The 20,982-nt window shown below is 64.6% G+C and carries 19 protein-coding genes; 15 read left to right on the top strand and 4 right to left on the bottom strand.

The window, feature by feature from the left end:
- Window positions 1-182: 182 nt before the first annotated feature.
- Both RX330_RS23375 and RX330_RS23370 read right to left on the bottom strand, forming a co-directional pair.
- Complete coding sequence (locus RX330_RS23375) at window positions 183-1,370, bottom strand: DUF2865 domain-containing protein (RefSeq protein ID WP_317239968.1); 1,188 nt, start codon at window positions 1,368-1,370, stop codon at window positions 183-185.
- A 131-nt stretch (window positions 1,371-1,501) separates the two neighbouring features.
- Window positions 1,502-1,807, bottom strand: a complete 306-nt coding sequence (locus tag RX330_RS23370) for a hypothetical protein (RefSeq protein ID WP_317239967.1) — start codon at window positions 1,805-1,807, stop codon at window positions 1,502-1,504.
- Between the two features lie 293 nt (window positions 1,808-2,100).
- On the opposite strand from RX330_RS23370, the gene cysS reads away from it, so the two are divergent.
- From cysS to RX330_RS23350, 4 genes are all read left to right on the top strand, one after another.
- Entirely contained in the window at window positions 2,101-3,483 is a 1,383-nt protein-coding gene (gene cysS / locus RX330_RS23365; RefSeq protein ID WP_317239966.1) for a cysteine--tRNA ligase, read from the top strand.
- Between the two features lie 115 nt (window positions 3,484-3,598).
- On the top strand, window positions 3,599-4,090 hold the full coding sequence (locus RX330_RS23360; protein WP_317239965.1) for a GNAT family N-acetyltransferase: 492 nt from the start codon (window positions 3,599-3,601) through the stop codon (window positions 4,088-4,090).
- The gene (cimA, locus tag RX330_RS23355) at window positions 4,087-5,685 is read left to right on the top strand and encodes a citramalate synthase (RefSeq protein ID WP_317239964.1); all 1,599 of its coding nucleotides are present in this window, start codon (window positions 4,087-4,089) and stop codon (window positions 5,683-5,685) included. Before RX330_RS23360 ends, cimA begins: the two co-directional genes overlap by 4 nt.
- A 74-nt stretch (window positions 5,686-5,759) precedes the next feature.
- Complete coding sequence (locus tag RX330_RS23350; RefSeq protein WP_317239963.1) at window positions 5,760-6,137, top strand: VOC family protein; 378 nt, start codon at window positions 5,760-5,762, stop codon at window positions 6,135-6,137.
- An 82-nt stretch (window positions 6,138-6,219) separates the two neighbouring features.
- Here RX330_RS23350 and RX330_RS23345 read toward each other — a convergent pair whose 3' ends face one another.
- Window positions 6,220-6,825, bottom strand: coding sequence for a TIGR00730 family Rossman fold protein (locus RX330_RS23345; RefSeq protein WP_212087149.1), 606 nt, complete (start codon window positions 6,823-6,825; stop codon window positions 6,220-6,222).
- A 200-nt stretch (window positions 6,826-7,025) separates the two neighbouring features.
- Here RX330_RS23345 and RX330_RS23340 point away from each other — a divergent pair, with 200 nt between their 5' ends.
- From RX330_RS23340 to RX330_RS23325, 4 genes are all read left to right on the top strand, one after another.
- Window positions 7,026-8,984, top strand: a complete 1,959-nt coding sequence (locus tag RX330_RS23340; protein ID WP_317239962.1) for an ABCB family ABC transporter ATP-binding protein/permease — start codon at window positions 7,026-7,028, stop codon at window positions 8,982-8,984.
- 78 nt (window positions 8,985-9,062) lie between these two features.
- Window positions 9,063-9,761: a phosphatidylserine decarboxylase gene (locus RX330_RS23335; RefSeq protein WP_212087144.1), complete on the top strand. Its 699-nt coding sequence runs from the start codon at window positions 9,063-9,065 to the stop codon at window positions 9,759-9,761.
- 86 nt (window positions 9,762-9,847) lie between these two features.
- A complete protein-coding gene (locus RX330_RS23330; RefSeq protein WP_212087142.1) occupies window positions 9,848-10,729 on the top strand; it encodes a CDP-alcohol phosphatidyltransferase family protein in 882 nt (293 codons plus the stop codon).
- A gap of 121 nt (window positions 10,730-10,850) precedes the next feature.
- Window positions 10,851-11,570 (top strand): RraA family protein, encoded by a 720-nt coding sequence (locus tag RX330_RS23325; RefSeq protein ID WP_212087139.1) that lies wholly within the window; start codon window positions 10,851-10,853, stop codon window positions 11,568-11,570.
- A 14-nt stretch (window positions 11,571-11,584) separates the two neighbouring features.
- Here the strand turns inward: RX330_RS23325 and RX330_RS23320 are convergent, their stop codons facing one another.
- Window positions 11,585-11,878 (bottom strand): hypothetical protein, encoded by a 294-nt coding sequence (locus tag RX330_RS23320; RefSeq protein WP_212087135.1) that lies wholly within the window; start codon window positions 11,876-11,878, stop codon window positions 11,585-11,587.
- A 441-nt stretch (window positions 11,879-12,319) separates the two neighbouring features.
- Between RX330_RS23320 and RX330_RS23315 the strand changes: the two genes are divergently transcribed.
- The 7 genes from RX330_RS23315 (at window position 12,320) to RX330_RS23285 (ending at window position 20,939) form a co-directional block, all read left to right on the top strand.
- Window positions 12,320-13,093: a motility protein A gene (locus tag RX330_RS23315; RefSeq protein ID WP_212087132.1), complete on the top strand. Its 774-nt coding sequence runs from the start codon at window positions 12,320-12,322 to the stop codon at window positions 13,091-13,093.
- 33 nt (window positions 13,094-13,126) lie between these two features.
- Window positions 13,127-13,954 carry a flagellar motor protein MotB gene (locus RX330_RS23310; protein ID WP_212087130.1) on the top strand — a complete coding sequence of 276 codons (828 nt, stop codon included), beginning with the start codon at window positions 13,127-13,129 and terminating at the stop codon, window positions 13,952-13,954.
- 173 nt (window positions 13,955-14,127) lie between these two features.
- Entirely contained in the window at window positions 14,128-16,029 is a 1,902-nt protein-coding gene (locus RX330_RS23305) for a potassium transporter Kup (protein WP_212087128.1), read from the top strand.
- Window positions 16,030-16,169: 140 nt separating this feature from the next.
- Window positions 16,170-18,098 (top strand): potassium transporter Kup, encoded by a 1,929-nt coding sequence (locus tag RX330_RS23300; protein WP_212087125.1) that lies wholly within the window; start codon window positions 16,170-16,172, stop codon window positions 18,096-18,098.
- 211 nt (window positions 18,099-18,309) lie between these two features.
- Window positions 18,310-18,636, top strand: a complete 327-nt coding sequence (locus RX330_RS23295; RefSeq protein WP_317239961.1) for a rhodanese-like domain-containing protein — start codon at window positions 18,310-18,312, stop codon at window positions 18,634-18,636.
- Between the two features lie 8 nt (window positions 18,637-18,644).
- Window positions 18,645-19,823: an aminotransferase gene (locus RX330_RS23290; protein WP_317239960.1), complete on the top strand. Its 1,179-nt coding sequence runs from the start codon at window positions 18,645-18,647 to the stop codon at window positions 19,821-19,823.
- A 6-nt stretch (window positions 19,824-19,829) separates the two neighbouring features.
- Entirely contained in the window at window positions 19,830-20,939 is a 1,110-nt protein-coding gene (locus RX330_RS23285; RefSeq protein ID WP_317239959.1) for a polyamine ABC transporter substrate-binding protein, read from the top strand.
- Window positions 20,940-20,982: the final 43 nt, after the last annotated feature.

Raw genomic sequence — 20,982 nt, 5'->3', positions numbered from 1 at the left:
TTGTGCCCTCGCCCCTTGCGGAAGAGGGCAGCTCCGTAGTCGCTGTAAACTCACTTGGGTGAGGGGTTGTCTCCGCATGCACATATGGGAGCGTGGATAGAACCCTTCATCCGGCGCTTCGCGCCACCTTCTCCCGCAAGGGGAGAAGGGGACAGATCGATAGATCTGACCGAAGCAAGACCTTATTTCTGCTGTTGCGGCAGGAAGGTCGGTCCGACCGAGCGGATCGGCTTGTTCTCGGAGTTCGCCGCCGCGCCTGCATCCGCTGGCGGTGTCGCTGCCGGTGCATTCGCCGTCGTTGGCGCGGGGGCTGCGCCCTTCTTGGCATTCGCAGGCGTACCCTTGTTGAGCCGCTGCTGCTGCATTTTCTTGGCGCTCTCCTCGGTGACGATGATGTCGCCCTGCTGCTCGGCCGACGCCTTGTCGTCGGCGGATTTCAGTGCGTCCGCCCAGGTTTGGCCTGCGGCCTTGCAGGAGCAGGACGGGTTGAACTCGCTGCGGAATTTGAACGCGGTCGGCAGCGCGGTGTAGGGCTGGCCGCCGATCGAGACCGCGGAGTTCATGTCTTCGCCGGGATTGCGATGGGTGTAGAGCACGGCTTCCGCGGCCGGGCAGAGCGCCTTGCAGGTTTTCTCGTCGTCGGAGAAGCGCGCCGGCACCGTCGCAAACGAGACCGGGAAATAAGCGCCGTCGCAGGTGCGCACGCACACGGTGCGGAAGGTGCCGGATTGCGGCCCGAGATCGGCGGGCGGCACGCCCTGCGGATTGCCCGCGTTGTTGCCGCCGAACAGATTGCTCAGGAAGTTGCCGCCGCCCTGCGACTGCGCGGCGTTGGCGTATTGCGGGCCGCAATTGTTCTGCGCCAGCGCCGTCAACACCGAGCGGCGCTGATTGTCGCGTTCCGGGCTGAAGCCGCCGGGGCCGCCGCCGCGCAGGCGCTCGAGATTGACGGTGATCTGGTCGAGATTGGCCCGCATCTGCTGGATCTGGGTGTTGACCGGGCCGCACTGGGCCGACTGGCCGCTGAACAGCGAGAAGAAGCCGGAGGAATCGCAGCCCATGCGCTTGGCCTGCATGGTGACGCGGTCGAGCTCGGCCTGCTGCTTGGCCTGGGAATCCTGGTAACGGCGGATCTGCTCCTCACGCGCGGGGTCACCACCGCCGCCACGGTCCAGTGCCGCGAGCTGGCCCTCCAGTCGCACGCACATCGGATTGGGTCCGAGTCCGTTCTGGCCGGGCTGAGGCGGCGGTCCCGGCGGGCCGGCCTGCGCGAAAGCACCGTTCGCGAGCACGACGGTGCTCAGGAGCACGGTGCAGGCAAGGAGGAAACGGGCACGGGACAGGGACAAAAATTCAGGCATATCCGCCATTCTAGCGAGGTCACGGCCCGGCATGACTTTGGAGGGCCGAAGCGCGCCCTCCCATAGCCGCTTCCTGCGGCATCGTCACGTCGTTTCGGGCACCAAAGCCCTGGCCTAAGCTACGCCAGCTCCGAGCGAATTCAGCGCTGGCAGGTGATTGCGACATATTCGTCGCAATGGCCATGGGAGCAATTTGTGCCGGATTTGGGGACAGAGCCGGTAATTTCGTCGGGATCGACCCGGCGATAGCTCGATGCCTGGGCAAAATCTCGTGACTGGCAGTAGGTGCGGGCAGCGGAGGCCCCGCATTTGTCACCTTTGGCCAGGCACTGGTCGATGCCGTAGCCGTCCGCCTGGTTGGCGATGATGAAGACGCGGCTCTCGGCGAAGGCGCTGGAGGCCGCAATGATGGAGGCGCCAAAAATGAGCGCGGGCAAAAATCGCATGAAAAAGCACCGGTGGCAAAAAGGGGAACCGCCGGTTCCAAAATGGGCTCAAATGGTTAGGGGATCATGAACCATCGTGACGGGCAGCGCGCTGTTCGATGAAAAAGCGGCGCCTTTCGCGGCTCTCTTGACGCCGGGGCGCCTCATAGCCCATATGTTCCGCATGAACGGTCTCCTCGCCATTTGCGCCATTTGCCGCGAGATTACGAGCTAGCGATTCGCTGGCTGGAGCCGTCTTTTCTCAAACACATTGAGAGCCCTGGACGCCCGGCCAACAGCCGACGGGTATCCATATGGAATTGCGCCTCTACGATACGCTGACGAAGGAGAAGCGGCCATTTCAGCCGCTCGATCCGAGCAATGTCCGCATGTATGTCTGCGGACCGACCGTCTATGACTTCGCCCATATCGGCAACGCCCGGCCGGTGATCGTGTTCGACGTGCTGTTTCGGCTGCTGCGCCACCTCTATGGCGAGGCGCACGTCAAATATGTCCGCAACATCACCGACGTCGACGACAAGATCAACGACCGAGCCGCGCGGGATTTCCCCGGCCTGCCGCTGAACGAAGCCATTCGCAACGTGACCGAGCAGACCGGCAAGCAGTTTCATGCCGATGTCGATGCGCTGGGCGCATTGCGACCGAGCGTCGAGCCGCGCGCGACCGAGCACATCGCCGAGATGCGCGAGATCATCGAGCGGCTGGTCAAGGGCGGCTTTGCCTATGTCGCCGAGGATCACGTGCTGTTCTCGCCGCAGGCGATGAACGCCGCCAATACCGGATTGCCGCGCTATGGTGCGCTGTCCAATCGCTCGCTCGACGAGATGATCGCCGGCGCCCGCGTCGATGTCGCGCCCTACAAGAAGGACAACACCGATTTCGTGCTGTGGAAGCCGTCCAAGCCCGGCGAGCCGTCATGGCTGTCGCCTTCAGGCATCAAGGCGGAGGGGCGTCCGGGCTGGCACATCGAGTGCTCGGCGATGGCCTGGAAGCATCTCGGCGAGCATTTCGACATCCACGGCGGCGGCATCGATCTGGTGTTTCCCCATCACGAGAACGAGGTCGCGCAGACCTGCTGCGCCTTCCACCAGCAGCGCATGGCGAATTACTGGATGCACAACGGCTTCCTCCAGGTCGAGAGTGAGAAGATGTCGAAGAGCCTCGGCAACTTCATCACCATCCACGAACTGCTCGCGGATTGGCCCGGCGAAGTGCTGCGCCTGAACATGCTGAAGACGCATTACCGCTCGCCGATCGACTGGACCACGAAGTCGCTGGAGGAGAGTGCCAAGACGCTCGACGACTGGTATCGCGTCGCGGCCGACGTCGAGCCCGGCAGGCCGGCGGCGTCCGTGGTCGAGCCGCTGCTCGACGATCTCAACACGCCGCTGGCGATCGCGGCGCTGCACGGCCTGCGCGGCGGCGACGTGGCGGCCCTGGCGGGCTCGCTCCGGCTGCTCGGCTTCCTGTCCGAGAGCGCGGCGCAATGGGAAGGCCGCAAGCAGCAGGCGAGCGGCGTCGATGCCGGGGAAGTCGAGCGCCTGATCGCGGAGCGGACGGCGGCGCGTAGCCGCAAGGATTTTGGGGAGTCCGACCGCATCCGCGATCTGCTCGCCGCGATGGGCGTTGCGATCAAGGATTCCAAGGAAGGAACGACGTGGGAGGTCTCACGATGAAGCGGCCCGACACGCCTTTCCCGCGGCACTGGCTCTATTACATCGCGCTAAAGATCGCGCTGCTCGCGGGCGCCGTGGCGCTGGTGCTCAAGCTCTATGGGATGTGGTGAGGACGATGGGACAGACTTTGCCAAAGCCCGGCTTGCGGCCCTTCCTGCCTGATGACGTGCCGGTGCTCGCCGCGATCTTCGCCGCCAGCATCGAGGAGCTGACCGGCGAAGACTATACCGAGGCGCAGCAGCGAGCCTGGATGGAGGCAGCCGAAACCGAAGAATTCGGCAAGCGGCTTGCCGCCGACTTGACGCTGATCGCGACGCTCGAGGGCTCGCCCGTCGGCTTCGCCTCGCTGCGCGGCAACGATCACATCCGCATGCTCTACGTGCATCCGGCCGTCGTCGGGCAGGGCATCGCGGCCATGCTGGTCGATGCGCTGGAAAAGCTTGCCGGCGGCCGCGGCGCGACAAGCCTCTCGGTCGATGCCAGCGACAATGCGCAGGGCTTTTTCGCCAAGCGCGGCTATGTCGCCATGCAGCGCAACAGCATCACCGTCAATGACGAGTGGCTCGCCAACACCACCATGAAGAAGACGCTCGGAGCACCGCAATGAGCAAGGAGCGTCTTTATCTGTTCGACACCACGCTGCGCGACGGGGCGCAGACCAACGGCGTCGATTTCACGCTTGAAGACAAGCAGGTCATCGCCGCGATGCTCGATGACCTCGGCATCGACTATGTCGAGGGCGGCTATCCCGGCGCCAATCCGACCGACACCGAGTTTTTCGCGGCCAAGCCCAAGCTGGCCCATGCACGTTTCACTGCCTTCGGCATGACGCGGCGGGCCGGGCGTTCCGTCTCGAACGATCCTGGCGTCGCCGGGCTCCTTGAAGCGAAGGCCGACGCGATCTGCTTCGTGGCAAAATCCTCGGCCTATCAGGTGCGCGTCGCGCTGGAGACGACGAAGGAGGAGAACCTCGCCTCGATCCGCGACAGCGTTGCGGCGGCGAAGGCCGCCGGCCGCGAGGTCATGCTCGACTGCGAGCACTTTTTCGACGGCTACAAGGAGGATGCCGACTTTGCGCTCGCCTGCGCCAAGGCCGCTTATGACGCCGGCGCACGCTGGGTGGTGCTATGCGACACCAACGGCGGCACCATGCCCAATGAGGTCGAGGCCATCGTCACCGAGGTGACGAGGCACATCCCCGGCGACCATGTCGGCATTCACGCCCATAACGACACCGAGCAGGCCGTAGCCAACTCGCTCGCCGCGGTGCGGGCCGGCGCCCGGCAGATCCAGGGCACGCTGAACGGCCTTGGCGAGCGCTGCGGCAACGCCAATCTCTGCTCTCTGATCCCGACACTGAAATTGAAGAAGGATTTTGCCGACGCTTTCGAGATCGGTGTCAGCGCCGAGAAACTCGCAACGCTGGTGAAAGTCTCGCGCACGCTCGACGACATGCTCAATCGCGTGCCGAACCGGCATGCTCCTTACGTCGGCGAGAGCGCCTTCGTCACCAAGACCGGCATCCATGCCTCCGCTGTGCTGAAGGACCCGCAGACCTACGAGCACGTGCTGCCGGAGACGGTGGGCAACCACCGCAAGGTGCTGGTCTCGGACCAGGCCGGACGTTCCAACGTCATCGCCGAGCTCGACCGTGCCGGGATCCCTTACGAGAAGAGCGACCCGAAGCTGACGCGGCTCGTCGAGGAATTGAAGGAGCGAGAGGCGCAAGGTTACGCCTACGAATCCGCCAACGCCTCGTTCGAGCTGCTGGCGCGCCGGACGCTGGGCAAGGTGCCGCATTATTTCGGGGTCGAGCAGTTCGACGTCAACGTCGAGCAGCGCTACAACTCGCACGGCGAGCGCGTCACCGTCGCGTTGGCCGTGGTCAAGGTCGATGTTGCGGGCGAGCACCTGATCTCGGCCGCCGAGGGCAACGGCCCCGTCAACGCGCTCGACGTCGCCTTGCGAAAAGACCTCGGCAAATACCAGAAATACATCGAGGGCCTGACGCTGATCGATTACCGCGTGCGTATCCTCAATGGCGGCACCGGCGCGGTCACGCGCGTGCTGATCGAGAGCGAGGACGAGAACGGCGACAGCTGGACCACGGTCGGCGTCTCCCCGAACATCATCGACGCCTCGTTCCAGGCGCTGATGGATTCGGTGATCTACAAGCTGGTGAAGTCGGGCGCGCCGGCCTAAGCCGCGGCGTGTCGGAGTACTGGATCGGCCGGTCAAGCCGGGCGATGACAGCGGGGGTGAGGAGAGGGCAGGGCATGATCGACCACATCTCCGTCGGGGTCAGCGATCTCGATCGCGCCGCGAAATTCTATGAGGCCACGCTCGCAGCACTCGGCCTCACGCGCCTCGTCACGCGGCCACGCACCGTCGGCTTCGGCAAGGCCTATCCCGAGTTCTGGATCAATCTGCGCGAGAACATGGCGCACGTGCCGGCGCAGAGCGGCGTCCACATCTGCCTGCGGGCGAAGACGGCGAGCGAAGTGGATGCGTTTCACGCCGCAGCGCTCTCTGCCGGCGGAGCCTCCGACGGCGCGCCCGGCATCCGGCCGCACGATCGCGTGCGCTACTACGCGGCTTTCGTGACCGACCCCGACGGCAACCGCATCGAGGCGGTGACGTTTCCGGCGGCGTAGAGCGTGATCCGGACCCGAAGGGCCGCGTTAGCGCAAAGTGCGCAGCGGTTTTCCGAAAAGATCATGCTCAAAACATAAGGCGTTACAGCTTGCGCGCCACTTCCGGCGCGAGGTCGCCCTGCCCCTCGGGAATCTGCGCTGCCGCGGCGCGCAGCCGTGGGACGATCTCCTCGACCTTGTCCGCCTTGAGGATGTCGACGGAAAGACCGGCGCGGATGAACTGGGTCTGGCGCATGTGGGACACCAGGGAGAACAGCGGCTCCCAGAAATTGTCGATATTGGCGAGCAGCACCGGCTTGGCGTGACGGCCGAGTTGCTGCCAGGTCAGTTGCTCGACCAGCTCCTCGAGCGTGCCCAGCCCTCCGGGCAAGGCGACGAAAGCGTCGGAGCGCTCGAACATCAGCCGCTTGCGTTCGTGCATGTCGGGCGTGACGACCATCTCCTGCACGCGCGTCAGCGCGTTCTCGCGCATCCGCAGGAAGTCGGGGATGATGCCGGTGACGCTTCCGCCGTGATCCAGCACGGAGGTTGCGACCGCCCCCATCAGGCCGAGCGAGCCGCCGCCATAAACGAGGCGGATCTTGCTGTCCGCCAGCGCCTTGCCGAGCGCCTTCGCCGCTTCGATGAAGTTGGGGTTGGTTCCTGGGCCGGAGCCGCAATAGACACAGACGGTTTTGATCGTGCTCATTGTCACCATGATGCATTGCAGCGAAGAGGCGTCAAGCCCAATCGGTGATTCGATACTGACGGAAACTACCGGTAAATGGCGACAAACAATCGAAGATTCGCCATCTGGCGGGGTGCGCGGACATCGGGAAGGCTTTATATGACAGGCGAAAATCGTAAATTGCAGCGATGCCCGCATCGGCCGGGCTTTCAGGCTTTTTGATGGACCAACCTCAATCGTTCGACGGCGCCGACGTTCCAGATCCTCCCGCGGGAGGACCATTGGAGCGGGCCACGCTGATGGGCACGCTGGCGCATCTGTGGCCCTATATCTGGCCGGGCGACCGCTTCGACCTGAAGATGCGTGTGGTGTGGTCGCTGGTGCTGCTGCTTGTCGCCAAGCTGATCACGTTGACGGTACCATTCAGCTTCAAATGGGCGACGGACGCGCTGACCGGCGCCAACACCGCGCCGCTGCAGGCTGACAATTGGCACCTCTGGGTGATCGCCTCGCCGTTGTTGCTGACCGTCAGCTACGGCACGATGCGCATCTTGATGGCGCTGCTGACGCAGTGGCGTGACGGCATCTTTGCGCGCGTGGCCATGCACGCGGTGCGCAAGCTCGCCACGATCACCTTCATCCATATGCACGAGCTGTCGCTGCGCTTCCACCTCGAGCGCAAGACCGGCGGTCTGACGCGCGTGCTCGAGCGCGGCCGCGAGGGCATCGAGGTCATCGTGCGCATGGTGATCCTGCAACTGATCCCGACGATCGTCGAGGTCACGCTGCTGATGGCCGTGCTGCTCTGGCAGTTCGACTGGCGCTACGTGGTCGCCACCCTGATCACGGTTGCGCTCTACATGTACTACACTTACATCGCGACCGAGTGGCGGATCGGCATCCGTCGCAAGATGAACGATTCCGACACCGAGGCGAACACCAAGGCGATCGACTCGCTTCTCAACTACGAGACCGTGAAGTATTTCGGCGCAGAGGCGCGCGAGGCGCAGCGCTACGACAAATCGGTCGCGCGCTACGAGGAGGCGAGCGTCCACACCTACACCTCGCTCGCCGTGCTCAACACCGGCCAGGCGGTGATCTTCACGCTTGGCCTGACCGCGACCATGCTGATGTGCGCGATCGGCGTGCGCAACGGCACCAACACGGTCGGCGATTTCGTGCTGGTCAACGCCATGATGATCCAGCTCTACCAGCCGCTGAATTTCATGGGCATGGTCTATCGCGAGATCAAGCAGGCGATCATCGACATCGAGAAGATGTTCAACGTGCTGGGCCGCGAGGCCGAGATCAAGGACGCGCCCGATGCGCAGCCGCTGGTCATCTCCGCCGGTACCGTGCGCTTCGAGGACGTGCGCTTTGCCTATGAGCCGACGCGCCCGATCCTCAAGGGCATCAGCTTCGAGGTGCCGGCCGGCAAGACGGTCGCCATCGTCGGACCGTCCGGTGCGGGCAAGTCGACCATCTCGCGCCTTCTGTTCCGCCTTTACGACGTTTCCGGAGGCAAGATCCTGATCGACGGCCAGGACATCCGCGCGGTGACGCAGGATTCGCTTCGGGCCTCGATCGGCATGGTGCCGCAGGACACCGTGCTGTTCAACGACACCATCCGCTACAACATCCGCTATGGCCGCTGGGATGCCAGCGATGCCGAGGTCGAGGAGGCGGCGAAGCTCGCGCAGATCGACCATTTCATCCGCATGTCGCCGAAGGGCTACGAGACCCAGGTCGGCGAGCGCGGGCTGAAACTGTCCGGCGGCGAGAAGCAGCGCGTCGCGATCGCGCGCACCGTGCTGAAGGGGCCGCCGATCCTGGTGCTGGACGAGGCGACCTCGGCGCTCGATACCCATACCGAGCACGAGATCCAGGGTGCGCTCGACCGGGTGGCGAAGAACCGCACCTCGCTGGTGATCGCGCACCGGCTTTCGACCATCGTCGGGGCCGATGAGATCATCGTGCTGGACCAGGGGCGCATCGCCGAGCGAGGCACCCATGCCAAGCTGCTCGCGCATGGCGGCCTCTACGCCAGCATGTGGAACAGGCAGCGCGAGGCCGAGGCGGCGCGCGAGAAGCTGGCCAAGATGGCGGACACCGGCGAGGCCCCCAACCGGGAGCCGCCGCCGGTCGTCGATGCCCTGACGGCGCCAGCGGCGGCGGAGTGACCTTGTCTCCGGTCCCAACTCTGGCCTAAACAAGCCCGCGCGACGACCCGTGCCATTCACTCCGACCGGCAGATAGCGATGTCCATTCTCGATTCGATCCAGCGTCAGATCCCGCCGATCCACAAGGAGGGCTATCCCTTCATCGGCGGCTTTGCGCTGGCCAGCCTGATCCTGTTCTGGCTGTGGTCGCCTCTCGGCTGGATCGGCACGATCCTGACCGTGTGGTGCGCGCTGTTCTTCCGCGATCCCGTGCGCGTGACGCCGGTGCGCGAGGGGCTGGTTGTGTCGCCGGCCGATGGCCGCGTCTCGATGATCACCATGGCGTTGCCGCCGGCCGAGCTCGGGCTCGGCGACCGGCCGTTGCCACGCATCTCGGTGTTCATGAGCGTCTTCAATTGCCACGTGAACCGCGCGCCCGTCGCGGGCAGGGTGGACCGCATCGCCTACCGCCCGGGCCTCTTCATCAATGCCGAGCTCGACAAGGCCAGCGAGGACAATGAGCGCAATTCGCTGGTGATCTCGACGCCGACGGCGCGGATCGGCGTCGTCCAGATCGCAGGGCTGGTCGCCAAGCGCATCGTCTGCTTCGTCAGGGAAGGCCAGGCGATCGGCGCCGGCGAGCGGTTCGGCCTGATCCGCTTCGGCTCGCGGCTCGACGTCTACCTGCCCGTTGGCACCAAGGCGCTGGTCTCGGAAGGGCAGACTGCCATCGCCGGCGAGACGATTTTGGCCGATCTTGCGGGCGAGGATCCCAGCCGCGCCTTCCGCGCCAATTAACCAATAAGCCGGTCTAGGGGGCCTTTCCGCCGCAATGGCGGAGGGCGGCGCGGCTTGCTATATCTCGCCTCGAGGTGAGGACAGCCATGACACCCTACGATCTGAGAGATCCCGACGTCCGCCGCCGGCGGTTCCGCCCGATTCCGGTGCGGATGCTGGTGCCCAACGTCATCACGCTGCTGGCGATCTGCGCCGGCCTGACCTCGATCCGGCTGTCGATCGAGGGGCGGATGTCGCTCGCTGTCTACGCCATCGTGTTCGCGGCCGCGCTCGACGGCATCGACGGCCGCATCGCGCGCATGATCAAGGGCCAGTCCAAGTTCGGCGCCGAGCTCGACAGCCTCGCCGACTTCGTCAATTTCGGCGTGGCCCCCGGCCTGATGCTGTATTTCTGGCAACTGCACGAGCTCGGCAATGCCGGCTGGATCGCTGCCATGGTGTTCGCGATCTCCGGAGGCCTGCGTCTGGCGCGCTTCAACGCCACCATGGACGATCCCAACAAGCCCGCCTTCGCCGCCAATTTCTTCACCGGCGTGCCCGCGCCTGCGGGCGCGATCACCGTGCTGCTGCCGATCTACGTCGCGTTCCTCGATCTCGGCCGCACTCCTGCGGCGCTGACGGCGGCCTATACGCTCCTGATCGCCTTCCTGATGGTGTCCCGCTTGCCGGTGTTCTCCGGCAAGACCAAGCGCATGCGCGTGGCGCCGGAGCTGGTGCTGCCGGCTTTCGTTGCCGTGATCGTTTTCATCGCATTGCTGATCGCCTATCCCTGGCACGTGCTGTCGATCGGCACGGTGCTCTATCTGCTCTGCCTGCCGCTCGGATACAAATCCTATCGCGACCAGGCGCGCGCGATGGAAGCCACGGCGCCATCGGGAGACGAGGTCTCATCGCCGCCTTCAGCGCCGACGCTGGCGAATTTGTCGGAGCCGCCGCAGGATGACGACCGCCCCGGGCGGCTGCACTGAGCTCTTTCGCGGATATCAGCCATGAGGGTGCGCTGAGTTGGGTCGAGGCTCGATCTCGGCTATATCGCCCTGTGCCGGCGGCACCGCGCCAACAGCGACCGCCAATCTGGGAGAGAACGCCGTGACCAATTCCGCGACCGGGCCGCTGCCCGCTTCCGTCCTCGAAGCGCTGGGCCGCTACGACACGCCGACGATCTGCAATGCCATGGAGATCGTGGCGCCCGAGCGCCGGCTGATCGGCTACACCACCAAGCAACTGGTGTGCCCGTTCCCCGATTTGCCGCCGATCGTCGGCTATGCCCGCACGGTTGCGATCCGCTCGGTGCTGAAATCCTCGCTTGCACCGGAAGAGCAGTCCAGGCGTCGTATCGAATATTACGAGTATGTCGGCACCGGCCATGGCCCGCGCATCTCGGTCATTCAGGACATCGACGGCCCTGACGTGGGCTACGGGGCGTTCTGGGGCGAGGTGCAGAGCAATGTCCACAAGGCGCTCGGCTGCCTCGGCGTCATCACCGACGGCTCGATCCGCGACATTCCGCAATGGGCCCCAGGCTTCCAGGCGCTGGCCGGTTCGATCGGCCCGTCGCATGCCTGGGTGCATGCGGAGAGCTTCGGCGGCGAGGTGCGCGTCGCGGGCATGACCGTGAAGTCGGACGATCTGATCCATGCCGATCAGCACGGCGCCATCGTAATCCCGCTCGATGTCGCGGCAAAGCTGCCCGAGGCCGCCGAACTCTGTGGCCGCCGCGAGACCCCGATCCTGGAGATCGCCCGCAGCCCGGACTTCTCGCTGGAGAAGCTGAAGGCCGCGCTGAAGCGCTCGGCGGAAATTCACTGACGCGGCTGAACGGCCTACGGCCGCGACGTCGGCTGTGAGCCGGCCTGTTCCGCCAGAAAGAGCGCGGCCTGATCCGGCTCGGCAAACATTGCGGCGGCGCATCCGATCAGGGTGAAGCCGCCAGCAAAGTCCCACAGCGTGATGGCCTCCGCATTGTCCGGGAGGCGAATCAAGCGCGCTGCGATCACCGCGAAGACGGCCTCGGCAAAGAGCGCAAGGCTGAACGCCGGCAGAACGAGCTCCGGCTCGAGCAGGTGGAGCGCCAATACCGCAGGCAGCGCGGTGAGAAGACTGAACAGCGTCAACATTGCAAATGGCTCCCAACGACGGAGCGTGCCTCCACGAGGCGAGAATACCGCCACCATCCCTTGTCGCAGATGTGACGCAGGGCCGCAGTCGAGGACGCACGCGACCGGCGGCGTCGGCGCCACGTCATGCGGTGGCATCACCCGATTTCGACCGTGGAACAAGGCAGCATGCGATCCTGCATCTCGTTGAAGGCAACGTCCGGCAGGGTCGGGCGCACGGCGCCTGGCAGGTTACCGGTCCAGCGATTGATCATGGTTAGCAAAGTGTTGAGATTTCCGCCGCCGGCTGTGCTGCCGCCGCTTGCGGAGCGGCATACCAACTGTCCGGACTTAACCTTTACGCGTCTTTAATGGCGGGGCTCTAGGGTCTGCGATGCGGCTCGGGGTTGAGCCGCGCCAGCGGCCAGGATGGCCGTTGTTGCGCAGGCGTTGGAGTCGATAATGGATATCGCAACACTTGTCGGCCTGGTCGCAGGCGCCATTGTTGTGTCGTCGCTGATCCTGATGGGCGGTACCTTCGGGATGTTCTACGACATCCACGCCGTCATCGTCATCTTCGGCGGTTCGTTCGCCGCAACGATGATCCGCTTTCCATTGTCGGCGATGGTGCACGGCGTGCCGCTGGGCGCAAAATTCGCCTTCACCTTGAGCAGCCTTTCGGCGCACGACCTCGTCGACGAACTCGCCCGCATTGCCGAGATCGCCCGCAAGCAGGGTCCAGTGGGACTGGAAAAGGTGGAGACCGACGAGCCGTTCCTCGCCAAGGGTATCCGCTACGTCGCTGACGGCTACGACCTCGACTTCATTCGCGACAATCTGGAGCGCGACCGCGACAACTTCCTGATGCATCTGGACGAGGGCAGCAAGATCTATCGCGCGGTCGGGGACTGCGCCCCCGCGTTCGGCATGATCGGCACGCTGCTCGGCATGGTGCAGATGTTCTCCAACATGTCGGATCCTTCCAAGCTCGGTCCGTTCATGGCCACCGCCTTGCTGGCGACGCTGTACGGCGCCGTCGTCGCGAACCTGATCTGCTTGCCGATTGCCGACAAGCTCCATGGCAAGCTGCTCGACGAGGAGACGAACCGGACGCTGATCATCGACGGCATCCTGATGATCCGCGACTCCAAGAGCCCGACGCTCGTGCGCGAGATGCTGCTGGCCTATCTGCCGGAGAAACATCGCCACGGCGAGGGCGAGCCGGTGCCGGCCTGATCGGCGGGGTAGGGCGGTCGCAGAAAGCAGCCAATGGCCAAGAAGAAACGCGGCGGCGCGCATGGAGGCCACGGTTGGTTCGTGACCTTCGCCGACCTGATGGCGCTATTGCTGGCGTTCTTCGTGATGCTGGTCGCGTTCTCCACCCAGGACGCGCAGAAGCTGAAGATCGTCGCCGGCTCGATGCGCGAGGCATTCGGCGTGCAGACCGAGGCGCGCTATTCCGGGATCGTCGAGTCCGACGGCCTGCCGACCCGTCCGCGGTTGAAGAACGTCGACCACATCCAGCCCGAGGATGCCTCCAACACGCCGACGCCGGACCAGGAGGATCGCGACAAGACCTCCGGCGCAAAGATCAAGGTCGACCGCAATTTCGCGCTCGCCGCCGCCTCGCTGCGCCAAGCCTTGCAGGACATGCCGGAACTGACGGAGATGTCCAAGCACATCATGTTCGAGGAGACCAAGCAGGGTCTCAACCTCGAGATCGTCGATCAGGACGGCCGCTCGATGTTTGCCGACGGCTCCAAGGTGCCCTACGACCGCACCCGCCGCCTGGTCGAGAAGCTCGCGGTCCCGCTCAAGGCCACGCCGCTGCGCGTTTCCATCGCCGGCCACACCGCCGCGGGCTTCGTGCCGACCCGCAGCGACTACGGCGCCTTCGATCTGTCAGCCGACCGCGCCAATGCCGTGCGCCAGATCCTCGAACGGCAAGGTCTGCCGCCGTCGCACATCTTCGCCGTCTCCGGCAAGGCGGACACGCAGCCGTTGTTTCCGGACGATCCGTCGCTGGCCGCCAACCGGCGGGTGACCATCACCTTGATGCGCGAAGATCCCCCGCTGCCGCCGAACCTGAAGCCGTAACGGTCTTGCATTACCATTTTACCTGAGGCATGTCGTCGCGCAGGCGATGAACGTTGCTGCGGTGTCACAGCTTCTGTCTCGGCGGCTGCTATGGTGGCGAGCCAATTGACAGGCGCGCCGGAACGGTCGAAAGGCGCCGGATCGAATTCAGGGACCAGGCGTTCTCCACCCCCATGACGGCGAGCATCTCATCGACCGAGTCCCCAGACGGGAAACCGGTCACATCAGGTTTTTGGGCCCTTACGCTCGGGAGCATCGGCGTCGTCTTCGGCGACATCGGTACCTCGCCGCTCTATGCATTCCATGAAGCGGTCAAGGGCGCGGCCCATGGCGAGCCGGTCTCGCGGATCATCGTGCTCGGCGTACTCTCGCTGATCCTGTGGGCGCTGCTGATCGTCGTCACCGCCAAATACGTCCTGCTGCTGCTGCGGGCCGACAACAACGGGGAGGGCGGCACGCTCTCGCTGATGGCGCTCGGCCAGCGCGCGCTCGGGCGGCGCAGCTGGGTTCTGCTCGCGCTCGGCGTGGTCGGCGCCTCCATGTTCATCGGCGATTCCATGATCACGCCGGCGATCTCGGTGCTGTCGGCGGTCCAGGGCCTCAAGCTCGCGGCCCCCGCGCTCGAGCATTATGTCGTGCCGCTCACCGTCCTGATTCTGGTGCTGCTGTTCGCCGTCCAGAGCAAGGGGACCGCACTGGTCGCCTCGGCCTTCGGTCCGGTGATGGTGGTCTGGTTCGCCGTCATCGCCGTGATGGGAGCCGTCCACATTGCTGACGATCCCTCCGTGCTGGCGGCGATCAATCCCTATTACGCGGTGCAGTTCGTGCTCTCGCACGGTGTGATCGGCCTCGTGACTCTCGGCGCCGTATTTCTGGCGGTGACCGGGGGCGAGGCGCTCTATGCCGATCTCGGTCATTTCGGACGCAAGCCGATCCAGTCGGCCTGGATGTTCTTCGTGCTGCCCGCGCTCTTGATCAACTATTTCGGGCAGGGTGCGTTGGTGCTGTCCGATCCAAGCGCGATCGAGCATTCCTTCTATCGCATGGTGCCTGATAGTCTGGTGCTTCCGCTGGTGGGCCTCGCGACCGCCGCCACCGTGATCGCGAGCCAGGCGGTGATCACCGGCGCCTATTCGCTGGTCTATCAGGCGGTGCAACTCGGCCTGCTGCCCCGCTTCGAGGTGCGCTACACCTCCGAGACTCACGCCGGCCAGATCTATCTGCCGCGCGTGAACCGGCTGCTGTTGATCGGCGTGATGCTGCTGGTCTTGCTGTTCCACACCCCCAGCAATCTGGCTTCGGCCTATGGCATCGCGGTCTCCACCACCATGGTTGCCGACGGCATCATGGGCTTCGTCGTGATCTGGAAATTGTGGAATTGGCGCGCCGCCACGGCTGCGGCTGTGATCGTGCCGTTCGTCATCGTCGACCTGAGCTTCTTCAGTGCCAATCTCTTGAAGCTGCTCGATGGTGCGTGGGTGCCGTTGCTGTTTGGCGTCGTCATGGTGGGGACGATCTGGACCTGGCGCAGGGGTTCGGGAATCCTGATGCAGAAGACGCGCCGGATCGAGGTGCCGCTGGACGATCTGATCCGGAGCCTGGAGAAGCGGCCGCCGCACATCGTCAAGGGCACCGCGGTATTCCTGACCAGCGATCCCGCTTTCGTGCCGACCGCGTTGCTGCACAATTTGAAGCACAACAAGGTGCTGCACGAGCACAACGTGATCCTGACGATCGAGACCGCGCAGACGCCGCGGGTCGACCTGGCGGAGCGGTTCCGCATGGAGAAGATCAGCGAGAAGTTCTCCAAGGTCCGCCTGCGCTTCGGCTACATGGAGCAGCCGAACGTGCCCAAGGCGCTCGCGATCGCCCGCAAGCAGGGCTGGCAGTTCGACATCATGTCCACGTCGTTCTTCGTGTCGCGAAGGTCGCTGAAAGCGTCGGCGCAGTCGGGCATGCCGCTATGGCAGGACCATCTGTTCATTGCGCTGAGCCGGTCCGCCAACGATGCCACGGACTACTTCCAGATCCCCACGGGACGGGTGGTTGAAGTCGGGACCCAGGTCACCATCTAGAATGCACTGCCCAAGCCATGCAAATATGCATGGCTAAGCTCCGAATTCGGGCTAGGCCATGCCGGTAGCGCAGGACTATAAGCCGCGCGCTCTTCCGCCATTGTGCAGTGAAGCATTTTCAGAGGCCACTGGGCTCTCCCATGACAAGCGACGTAGCGATTTCCGCCCCGGAAACGGCGGCGGCCAATGGGCATGGTGAGGCCCACACCACCGCCCGCTTCGGCGCGCTGACGCTCGGCAGCATCGGCGTCGTCTACGGCGATATCGGCACCAGCCCGCTCTATGCGTTCCGTGAGGCGGTGATGGCCGCCTCGGGCGCAGAGGGGTTGCCGACGCCGGCAGCGGTGCTCGGGGTGCTCTCCCTGATCCTGTGGGCGCTGATCGTCGTGGTGACGCTCAAATACGTCGTGATCCTGCTCCGCGCCGACAACAATGGCGAGGGCGGCACGCTGGCACTGATGGCGCTGGCCCAGCGCGCGGTCGGCACCGGCGGGGCCACCATCGTTCTGCTCGGCATCATCTCCGGCGCGCTGTTCTACGGCGATGCTGTGATCACGCCGGCGCTCTCGGTGCTGTCGGCGATCGAGGGCATGAAGGACGTCACGCTCCGGTTCGAGCCCTATATCGTACCGCTGACGGTGGTGATCCTGGTCTGCCTGTTCGCGGTGCAGTCGCGCGGAACCGCCCGCGTCGCCGCCTTTTTCGGCCCGATCATGTGCGTCTGGTTCGCGGTGCTCGCGGCGGCGGCAATCCATCCGATCATCCAGCAGCCGCAGGTGCTGTACGCGCTGAACCCGCTCTACGCCGTGTCTTTCATGTTCCACCACGGCATTGTCGGCTTTGTCACGCTGGGCGCCGTGTTCCTGGCGGTCACCGGCGCCGAGGCGCTCTATGCCGATCTCGGCCATTTCGGCAAGCGGCCGATCCAGTTCGCGTGGCTCTCGATCGTGCTGCCCTCGCTGGCGCTGAACTATCTGGGGCAGGGCGCGCTCGTCCTCAGCGATCCCGGCGCGATCGTCAGTCCGTTCTTCCAGCTGTTTCCGCAAGGATTCGTCCGGGGCTGCATGGTCGTGCTCGCCACCATGGCGACCGTCATCGCCAGCCAGGCGGTCATTACGGGCGCCTATTCGCTGACGCGCCAGGCGATTCAACTCGGTCTGTTGCCGCGCTTCGAAATTCGCCATACGTCTGAAGCCCATTCCGGACAGATCTTCATCCCGCGCATCAACCAGCTCCTGCTGCTTGCCGTGGTGCTGCTGGTGCTGCTGTTCCGTTCTTCCAGCGCGCTGGCGTCCGCCTACGGTATCTCCGTCACCGGGACCATGGTGGTCACGGCGATGATGGGTTTTGTCGTGGTCTGGAAAGTCTGGCGGTGGTCGCCGATCGCCGCCGCAGCCCTGATCGCGCCGTTCCTGTTCCTCGACCTGACCTTCCTGGCGGCGAACCTGCTCAAGGTGTTCGAGGGCGGCTGGGTGCCGCTGGCGCTCGGCGCGCTCATGATCATCCTGATGTACACGTGGCGGCGCGGCAGCCGGCTGTTGTTCGAGAAGTCGCGCAAGCTCGAGTTCCCGCTCGCCGACCTCGTGGCGATGCTGGAGAAGCGGCCGCCGCAGCGCGTGCCCGGCACCGCCGTGTTCCTGACCTCGGACCCGCTCAGCGCGCCGACGGCGTTGATGCATAGTCTGAAGCACTACAAGGTGCTGCACGAGAAGAACGTGATTCTCACCATCGAGACGGCGCAGACCCCGCGGATCGATCCGGCCGAGCGGGTGAAGCTGGAGCAGATCTCACCGACCTTCTCCAAGGTGACGCTGAAGTTCGGCTTCATGGAATCGCCCAACGTGCCGAAGGCCCTCGCCATCGCCCGCAAGCTGGGCTGGCAGTTCGACATCATGTCCACCTCGTTCTTCCTGTCGCGGAGGGCGCTGAAGCCCGCGGTGCATTCCGGCATGCCGCGCTGGCAGGACCGGCTGTTCATCTCGCTCAGCCGCTCCGCCAACGACGCCACCGACTATTTCCAGATTCCTTCCGGCCGCGTGGTCGAGGTCGGAACGCAGGTGACGATCTAGCTCCACCGCGGGGAATGACACCGAATGCGCGTTGAGAGCCGGGTCAGGTTTTTCAGGCATCCTGAAAGCCCCACTTCAAGCCGCTGCGATTTAGCTTTAACTTGCGCAAGGCAGCTCAAGCCTTTGTAGCGCTTGATTTTCGACGCCTGAGAGGCGAGGTTGCCCGCCGGCCGTGGCAGCCCGGTCGACAGGCGCGACGTTGGAGGATGATGTGGCAAACCAGGTACAGGATCTGACCCCGGACGAAGTCTCCAAGGGGGTCGCGGAAGGGCGCTATCTGCTGGTCGATGTCCGCGAGCCGAACGAGGTCGACGTCGAAGCCTATCCTTACGGTGTGGTGGTGCCGCTCTCGACCTTCGACCCCAAGGCGATTCCCGATCCCCAAGGCAAGGAGGTCGTGTTCGCCTGCCGATCGGGCAAGCGCTCGGTGACGGCCTCGCTGGCGGCGCAGGCGGCGGGCCTGCCTTACGACAAGCACCTCGCGGGCGGCATGCTGGGCTGGAAGGCGGCGGGTCTTCCCAGCAAGGTCGGCGGCTGATCGGCCCGATGTCCAAGAGCGCTTCCCTGAACAAGGTCTTTGCCGACCTTCCGGTCACCATCTTCGAGGCGATGTCGCAGGCCGCGCGCGACAATGCCGCCATCAATCTCGGCCAGGGTTTTCCTGACGATCCCGGCCCCGAGGACATCCGCCGCGCCGCGGCCGACGCCTCGCTCAACGGCTATAACCAGTACCCCTCGATGATGGGCCTGCCGGAGCTGCGCCAGGCGATCGCGACCCATTACGGCCATTGGCACGGCCTCAAGCTCGACCCGATGAGCGAGGTGATGGTCACCTCCGGCGGCACCGAGGCGCTGACCTCGGCCATCCTCGCGGTGGTCCAGCCCGGCGACGAAGTGGTCTGCTTCCAGCCGGTCTATGATTCCTACCTGCCGATCATCCGCCAGGCCGGCGGCATTCCGCGCCTCGTCCGGCTCGAGCCGCCGCACTGGCGGCTGAATGAGGACATGCTGAAAAGTGTCTTCAACTCAAAGACCAAGGCGGTGCTGTTCAACAATCCCTTGAATCCGTCCGCGGTGGTCTATCCGCGCGAGGACCTCGAGCTGCTGGCGCGCTATTGCCAGGAGTTCGACGTCATCGCGATCTGCGACGAGGTCTGGGAGCACGTCACCTTCGACGAGCACAAGCACATCCCGCTGATCACCATTCCGGGGATGCGCGATCGCACCATCAAGGTCGGCTCGGCCGGCAAGATCTTCTCGCTGACCGGGTGGAAGATCGGCTTCGTCTGCGCGGCGCCGCCGTTGCTGCGGGTGGCTGCCAAGGTGCACCAGTTCCTGACCTTCACCACCGCGCCCAACCTGCAGGCCGCCGTCGCCTACGGCCTCGGCAAGCCGGACGAGTATTTCCTGTCGATGCGCAAGGATCTGAGCCGGAGCAGGGACCGCCTGACCAGGGGATTGGAGAGCCTCGGCTTCCCCGTGTTGAAGTCGCAAGGCACCTACTTCCTCACCGTCGACCTGTCGCCGCTCGGGCTCAACGAGAGTGACACCGAGTTCTGCTGGCGGATCGTGAAGGACTATAAGGTCGCCGCGATCCCGGTCTCGGCCTTCTACGAGCAGGACCCGGTGACGTCAGTGGTGCGTTTCTGCTTCGCCAAGAAGGACGAGACGCTCGACACCGCGCTGGAACGGCTGTCGGACGCGGTGCGCGGACGTAAGAGGTAGAGAGAGATGACGACGATCGGCCGCTCGGGATTCCGCCTTGGTCTCGCCGCCGCAGTGCTGACATTCTGGACCGCGTCAGCGACCGCCGAGGAGCGCGTCGTCAACTTCTACAACTGGTCCAACTACATGGCGCCCGACGTCCTCGATGCCTTCACCAAGGAGACCGGCATCAGGGTCGTCTACGACACCTTCGACGCCAACGAGACGCTGGAGACGCGCCTGATGGCCGGCAAGTCCGGCTATGACGTGGTGGTGCCCACGGCCTATTTCCTGCAGCGCCAGATCAAGGCCAACATCTTCCAGAAGCTCGACAAGTCGAAGCTGCCGAACCTCGCCAATGCCTGGCCGATGGTGACGAAGAACCTTGCGACCTACGACCCCGGCAATCTCTACGCCGCCAACTACATGTGGGGCACGACGGGCATCGGCTACAACGTCGCCAAGGTGAAGCAGATCCTCGGGCCGGACGCCAAGATCGACAGCTGGGACATCGTCTTCAAGCCGGAGAACCTCGCAAAATTCAAAGACTGCGGCGTGCACATGCTCGACTCCGCCGACGACATCTTCCCGGCGGCGCTGAACTATCTCGGGCTCGATCCGAACTCGACCAGGCAGGGCGATCTCGAGAAGGCCGCCGAGGCCGTCGCAAAAGTTCGCCCGTCCGTGCGCAAGTTTCACTCCTCCGAATATCTCAGCGCGCTCGCCACCGGCGAGATCTGCTTCGTGGTCGGCTGGTCCGGCGACATCATGCAGGCCCGCGCCCGTGCGGCGGAGGCCAAAGGTGGCATCGAGATCGGCTACGCGATCCCGAAAGAGGGCGCGCAGATGTTCTTCGACAATCTCGCGATCCCCACGGATGCCAAGAACGTCAAGGAAGCCTACGAGCTGATCAATTATCTCTACCGTCCGGACGTTGCCGCCAAGAATTCCGACTTCCTGTCCTACGCGAGCGGCAACCTCGCCAGCCAGAATCTGGTCGATCCGAAGATCCTGAACGACAAGAACATCTATCCGGACGAGGCGACGCTCGCAAAACTGTTCGTCATCACGGCGCGCGAGCCGGCCACGCAGCGGGTGATCAACCGGTTGTGGACGAAGTTGAAGACGGGGCGATAGAGGCAGCACGCGTCATTGCGAGGAGCCTGCGCAAACTCGCTTC

The sequence above is a fragment of the Bradyrhizobium sp. NDS-1 genome, from assembly GCF_032918005.1.
Taxonomy (GTDB): Bacteria; Pseudomonadota; Alphaproteobacteria; order Rhizobiales; family Xanthobacteraceae; genus Bradyrhizobium; species Bradyrhizobium tunisiense.
This window is presented reverse-complemented; position numbering and strand designations above follow the sequence as displayed.

Coding starts and splice junctions, on each gene's coding strand:
- RX330_RS23375 (WP_317239968.1), bottom strand. CDS start 1,370: ATGGCGGATATGCCTGAATTTTTGTCCCTGTCCCGTGCCCGTTTCCTC.
- RX330_RS23370 (WP_317239967.1), bottom strand. CDS start 1,807: ATGCGATTTTTGCCCGCGCTCATTTTTGGCGCCTCCATCATTGCGGCC.
- cysS (WP_317239966.1), top strand. CDS start 2,101: ATGGAATTGCGCCTCTACGATACGCTGACGAAGGAGAAGCGGCCATTT.
- RX330_RS23360 (WP_317239965.1), top strand. CDS start 3,599: ATGGGACAGACTTTGCCAAAGCCCGGCTTGCGGCCCTTCCTGCCTGAT.
- cimA (WP_317239964.1), top strand. CDS start 4,087: ATGAGCAAGGAGCGTCTTTATCTGTTCGACACCACGCTGCGCGACGGG.
- RX330_RS23350 (WP_317239963.1), top strand. CDS start 5,760: ATGATCGACCACATCTCCGTCGGGGTCAGCGATCTCGATCGCGCCGCG.
- RX330_RS23345 (WP_212087149.1), bottom strand. CDS start 6,825: ATGAGCACGATCAAAACCGTCTGTGTCTATTGCGGCTCCGGCCCAGGA.
- RX330_RS23340 (WP_317239962.1), top strand. CDS start 7,026: ATGGACCAACCTCAATCGTTCGACGGCGCCGACGTTCCAGATCCTCCC.
- RX330_RS23335 (WP_212087144.1), top strand. CDS start 9,063: ATGTCCATTCTCGATTCGATCCAGCGTCAGATCCCGCCGATCCACAAG.
- RX330_RS23330 (WP_212087142.1), top strand. CDS start 9,848: ATGACACCCTACGATCTGAGAGATCCCGACGTCCGCCGCCGGCGGTTC.
- RX330_RS23320 (WP_212087135.1), bottom strand. CDS start 11,878: ATGTTGACGCTGTTCAGTCTTCTCACCGCGCTGCCTGCGGTATTGGCG.
- RX330_RS23315 (WP_212087132.1), top strand. CDS start 12,320: ATGGATATCGCAACACTTGTCGGCCTGGTCGCAGGCGCCATTGTTGTG.
- RX330_RS23310 (WP_212087130.1), top strand. CDS start 13,127: ATGGCCAAGAAGAAACGCGGCGGCGCGCATGGAGGCCACGGTTGGTTC.
- RX330_RS23305 (WP_212087128.1), top strand. CDS start 14,128: ATGACGGCGAGCATCTCATCGACCGAGTCCCCAGACGGGAAACCGGTC.
- RX330_RS23300 (WP_212087125.1), top strand. CDS start 16,170: ATGACAAGCGACGTAGCGATTTCCGCCCCGGAAACGGCGGCGGCCAAT.
- RX330_RS23290 (WP_317239960.1), top strand. CDS start 18,645: ATGTCCAAGAGCGCTTCCCTGAACAAGGTCTTTGCCGACCTTCCGGTC.
- RX330_RS23285 (WP_317239959.1), top strand. CDS start 19,830: ATGACGACGATCGGCCGCTCGGGATTCCGCCTTGGTCTCGCCGCCGCA.